Here is a 4,208-nt window from a genome sequence, read left to right as displayed (position 1 = left end):
ATCTTTGTTCGTGGCGATGTTGGTCACGAAGTTGGTGTGGGGGCGGATCGGTGGCATGATCGTGATCGGTGGAGCTGCCGGTCGGAATTTGGGGGACGCGATGAACAACGTCTCGGTATTTATCCGTGGTAACGCTGAAAGTTTGGCTGACGGAGTGATCGAAGCTCCGCTGCGTAAGCGTGAGTTGCTGCGGCTTGGGTTGCTACTGATCAATGCATCCATTCGCGGTGATGCAAAAGAGTTTCGCCGTGTGGTCCCCGAGGCGATGCTTCGCGCCGAAGAGGCACGGCGTGGCGAAGTTGCACCGAATTGGCGTTAGAGTCTTTTTGAAAACCAGCAGCGGAAGTCGCGGGCGGCTTGTTGATTTAGTTAGCCGCTTGGGCGCTAGCCCCGGTTTCGTCACCACAGAACCGGGGCTAGCGCCCAAACGGCTAACATCAATTTTCGAAGATCGATTAAATCAACAAGCCGTACACGAATTCTGCTACGACTTCGTTGGCAAGGATCGCTCATTCTCGGTTTACAAACAGATTCTTTGTAGGCTAGTTCAACACATTTAGGTTTGCCAGTACGGATCGCACATGATGCAATTAAATCACCGACTCTCGCCGCTGCACTTGCTGCCGCCACCCGTTTTTACTCCTTGGACCGGATCGCTGGTGGATTCGCATCGAGGAACAATCTCGCGAAAACATGGCGACGACATTCCGCTGCCGTTGCCTCTGTTTTGGTACGATCCGCCATGGTACCAAATCACGATGGAGCAAGCTGACAATTTGGCTGTGGCGGTCGGTGAACTTGATATCCTGGTCACCGCCATGCACCGTGATCTGTCGTCTCCGAAAACCGAATCGATATTTCATGCTGGACGTCAAATCGAACCCGAGGATTCTGGCAACTCAGCGACACATCGTCGTTATCGCAGGATCGTTCCGTATCGATCGGAGCGTTACGGTTTAACAGTCACCGATTTTGATGATGCGGATGTGGTGGATGTACGTTTGATGATGGCGCGCGACGTGTCAGGACGCTTTGCGTATTCGCCGGCTCAGATCCAACGTTGGGAAGCCGCTCCGGCGACGTCTCCTGTTGCTGGTGGCGGTTGGGTACCGGCCGCCACGTTTCCGCCGGACGTGGCGTCAATGGAACACCTGAAATCCAAGATTGACCAAATTCGTCGATTGTCCGAATCGGCCGCTGTCTTCGTTTCGATGGGGCCGTACCGGATGGGTGACGAGTTGCCAAAATTGCTCGCCGCCCAGCCGGATGGATTGATCCTACGGCTGGACGAAATACAACTCGAAGGACTCGAATTGGCGGACATTACCCGACGAGCACGCCAGATGATGAATGCCGAGAAATGTTCCGGAATGCCGTTGTGGGTGGTACCCGGAGCCATCTCGCCCGATGACGCCGTCAAACTCGTTGCCCTCGGCGCGTCGGCGGTTGCTATTGATGATTGGTGCAACAATTTGATTATGCAGACGCGGGAATCACAAACCGCTAACACGGCGGCAACGAATCCCGACACCGAGCACAAATACGATCCGCGATGGGGTGATTTCGTCAAAGATCATCTGGGTGAGTTGACCGATCGCTTTTTAGGGCTGTTTGAATCGCTGCAAAGCGTCAGCGAGAATGAACGGTTAGGCAGTTTTAGTGGCACGTGGGCAAATGTGCTTGGCGTGGAAGGGTTGCGCTAGAACGCGTCGCTGTCCGCATCACTTGGCATCCGCCAATCACCGCGAGGCGACAAACTAACCGATCCCACTTTGGGACCATCGGGAACGCAGTTGCGTTTGAATTGGTTCTTGAAAAAGCGATCAAAAAACGTCTCAAGCGTCGCGTCAATGTCAGCGTCGGAGTGCGGTTGATCGAATTGCGCGTGACGGGCCAAAAAGCGAATGCGTTCGCGATCGCAGCCATAGCGAACGAAATGGTACAGAAAGAAATCATGCAGTTCATATGCACCGATCGACGCTTCGGTTTCTTGACGAATGGTGCCATCCGCCGCCGGTGGCATCAATTCAGGCGAAATGGGGGTGTCAGCGATCCGGTGCAATAATTCAGACACTTCGTCTTTGAAGTAGTGGTCGGCTGCGTAGCGAACCAGGAATCGCACCAGCGTTTTGGGGATCGAGGTGTTGACGTTGTACATCGACATGTGATCGGCATTGTAAGTGGACCAACCGAGCGCCTGTTCGCTCATGTCGCCGGTGCCTAGCACAAACCCCCGATTCATCAACAACATCGTGCGAATGCGAGCTTGCACGTTTTCGAATTTCAAATCGGCGACGTTGGATGGTAGGTCGAGAAATGACTTTTGCAGCGATTCCGGAGTCGTATCACGATCAATCTTGATTCCCAGTGGGCTGTGATCAAGAGCATGGAACGTATCGAGACACAGTTGGCGGATGTCGATCGTTTCGCCCGTGATTTCCGTCAGCTCGATCAAGCGGTCGGCACTGGTTTTGGTATGCTCGGTCGTTCCGTAACCTGGCATCGTAATTCCACAGATATTGCGGCGAGGCAACCCGATCGCGTCACACGCTCGCAACGCCACCAATAACGCCAGCGTGCTGTCGAGGCCGCCGGAGACGCCGATCGTTAACGTCGTCGTTTTCGACAGACGCGACAATCGCTTGCACAAACCTGCCGATTGGATCGCAAAGATCTCTTCGCAACGTGCTTCCAGTTCGCTAAATGCTTTGGGCACAAACGGATGTGCGTCGACATAGCGAATCAATTCCGGAGTGCGACGCGGCATCTCGGCATCGTCTTGTTCGATTTCGATCCAGCGATAGGCGGTTGTCAATGATTGTTTACCGTCGTCGAACGATCCGGTGACACGCCGATCATGTGTCAGTTTGGCCAGATCAACGTCGACGGTGACCACGGTTTCACTTTCATGCGTGGCATTGGATTGATCGGTGATCGTGCGTGATTCATCCAAGATCGCTCCGTTTTCCGCGATCAAGCAGTGGCCTCCGAAAACTAGGTCGGAACTCGATTCACCGGGACCAGCCGACGTGTAGGCGTAGGCGGCGATACAGCGGCCCGATTGGCTGCGGATCAAATCACGTCGCCACTGGGCTTTGCCGATCGTCTCGTTGCTGGCCGAAAGATTCACCAGCACGTTAGCACCGGCCAACGCGGCATTGCTTGACGGGGGAATCGGTGTCCAAAGGTCTTCGCAGATTTCGATCCCGATCTTGGCATCGCCTTGTTGGAATAACAAATCGGTGCCAAAGGGGATCAGCGCGCCGAGCAGTTCGATCCATTGAGGGTCGTTCGAGGATGCGGCACGAAAATGTCGGCCTTCGTAGAATTCTCGATAGGTTGGCAGAAACGTTTTCGGCACGATGCCTTTGATTTGCCCGTTGCAAAGCACTGCGGCCGCATTCATCAGCGAATCGTCAATTGCAATCGGCAGTCCCACGATTACCGTTTGACGGGGACGTTGGCGTGTCGATGCAACCAAGGTTTCTAAGGCATCGAGCGTCGCATTTTGCAGTGAATCAGTCGCGAACAAATCACCACAGGTGTAACCGGTCAATCCGAGTTCGGGGAACACGATCAAATCCGAATCACATGAATCGATCAACCGCATCATCGCCATGGCGTTGGCGGCAGGATTCGCGACCGAGATCACTGGGGATGCAACCGTGATTCGAAAGAAACCGTGAGCAGACAAATCGCAAGGCCTTGAAAGAGAGGAAGATCGGCTCGATGGGGAAGTCACACAATTTTACTCATCGGCCGCCCGAAAAATAATAACAGCCCGAGAAATAATAGGGAGTGTGCGGGTGGGGAGGAATTCCGGTAAAGTCGATGTTCCTCTTGTTTCTTACGCTGCGTAATGATCGCGGAGCGATCAACGACACCCCCTCATACCTGATTTTTGCATGCCTCAGCCCGTGATTCCTCCCGAATTGTTTCGTTTCTTGCGGGAACTTCAAACCAACAACCATCGCGATTGGTTCAACGAAAACAAGCTGCGATATCAAGCCGAGGTGCGCGATCCTGCCGTGGAATTGGTGCGGCAACTCGACAAACCGCTGGTCCGCTCGGCACCGATGCTTTCCGCGATCCCGAAATCGCACGGCGGATCGCTGATGCGAATTTATCGCGATACTCGGTTCAGCAAAGACAAGACGCCCTACAAAACCAACGTCGGCATCTCGCTGCGGCATCAAGCCAATACAAAT

Annotated in this window: 4 protein-coding genes; 3 read left to right on the top strand and 1 reads right to left on the bottom strand. The window is 54.0% G+C overall.

Going from position 1 to position 4,208, the window contains the following annotated elements; all coding sequences use genetic code 11:
- A partial coding sequence (locus tag RMSM_RS23170) for a hypothetical protein (protein ID WP_201767072.1) occupies positions 1–319 on the top strand: 319 nt, incomplete at its 5' end.
- Positions 320–581: 262 nt separating this feature from the next.
- Positions 582–1,703: a hypothetical protein gene (locus tag RMSM_RS23165; protein WP_008702153.1), complete on the top strand. Its 1,122-nt coding sequence runs from the start codon at positions 582–584 to the stop codon at positions 1,701–1,703.
- On the opposite strand, the gene RMSM_RS23160 is transcribed toward RMSM_RS23165, so the two are convergent.
- The gene (locus tag RMSM_RS23160; RefSeq protein WP_081614290.1) at positions 1,700–3,694 is read right to left on the bottom strand and encodes an NAD(+) synthase; all 1,995 of its coding nucleotides are present in this window, start codon (positions 3,692–3,694) and stop codon (positions 1,700–1,702) included. The genes RMSM_RS23165 and RMSM_RS23160 overlap by 4 nt on opposite strands.
- Before the next feature lie 211 nt (positions 3,695–3,905).
- Between RMSM_RS23160 and RMSM_RS23155 the strand changes: the two genes are divergently transcribed.
- Positions 3,906–4,208, top strand: a 303-nt coding sequence (locus RMSM_RS23155; RefSeq protein WP_008702151.1) for a TIGR02453 family protein, incomplete at its 3' end; no start/stop codon positions are given.

This window comes from Rhodopirellula maiorica SM1 (genome assembly GCF_000346295.1).
GTDB lineage: Bacteria > Planctomycetota > Planctomycetia > Pirellulales > Pirellulaceae > Novipirellula > Novipirellula maiorica.
This window is presented reverse-complemented; position numbering and strand designations above follow the sequence as displayed.